This window comes from Acinetobacter sp. 228, from assembly GCF_048147885.1.
The window spans coordinates 1-1,064 of sequence record NZ_JAYWYV010000569.1; the positions used below are offsets into that span (position 1 = coordinate 1).

General features: G+C 35.6%; 2 pseudogenes. One reads left to right on the top strand and one right to left on the bottom strand.

Annotated features, from left to right (window positions below):
* Positions 1–459: pseudogene (locus tag VXQ92_RS20870) on the bottom strand (AcfC family putative adhesin); the annotation flags it as partial.
* 237 nt (positions 460–696) lie between these two features.
* On the opposite strand from VXQ92_RS20870, the pseudogene VXQ92_RS20875 reads away from it, so the two are divergent.
* Positions 697–1,064 (top strand): annotated as a pseudogene (locus tag VXQ92_RS20875) (alpha/beta hydrolase); the annotation flags it as partial.

The window sequence follows — 1,064 nt, forward strand, 5'->3', positions numbered from 1 at the left end:
AATATTTCCGGTTCTGCCAGCGATATCTTCCCACATACCGACTTGACCTGCACCATGTGTAACTAAAACCTTAACGCCAGATTTAGCTAGGTCTTTAAATCCTTTAATATTTTTAGGATTTCCTTTGCGTACTAAAATGGCTGCGGGGCGTAAATATAAAGGTTCCACCGAATCTTATATAATTTGCTCAGAAAAAGCATTTTCAAAATCAGACATCAAGGCTTCGGAACCGCTATAGAAAACATCACCAGCTAGTTTCGCTTTTTCAGACCATTGAGCAGTAGGACCAGAATTCACATGAACAGCTATGCCGGTTTTATTGGTGAATTGTTTGGCGGCTTCTTTCATGGCGGGTGCTGGGCCACCCGGACCATATACTTGTACGTCTGCAAAGCTATGGATGGATAGAGAACCGAGAATAAGATAAATCAGGTAGGGTATAAATTTTTGTTTTGACATTTTAATCGCTATAGTAATTAAGAAAATATCAGCATATATTTTTTATCATTGAAATTGGATTAATTTTTGCAACTATATTTATACTGGATATTTTTAAAATATAGTTTTATTAAATTTCAGTGATTATATTTCAATATATTTTTGACCGAATATAAATATAGATAATTTTATGGTAATTTATATTTTATAAATTGATTATTTAAATAGATGTAATGTAAATAATAGAGGAGTAATCCCTTGATTAGAAAAAGTAATTCTTTATTAAAAATTTTATTTAGCAGTATTTGTTTGATATCTGGTTCTGCTATGGCTGTTCCAATTGCAGATTTGAGTAAGCAAATTGTGAGTGAAAAACCGGGCTCAATACTTTCTATAGCGCAACAAGATGTGATGGATTTATTTCCTCATGCAGATCAGCGCTTATTAGTAAATTATCGTAGTCGAGGTGTGAATGACGAGCCTATCGTTGCCTCAGCGTTTATTTTATTACCGAAAGGAACACCACCAAAAAATGGCTGGCCCGTACTGGCTTGGGCGCATGGTACAACAGGAGTAGCCGATACTTGTGCACCTTCGGGTGATTATGCCGGTGGACCAGTTCATTC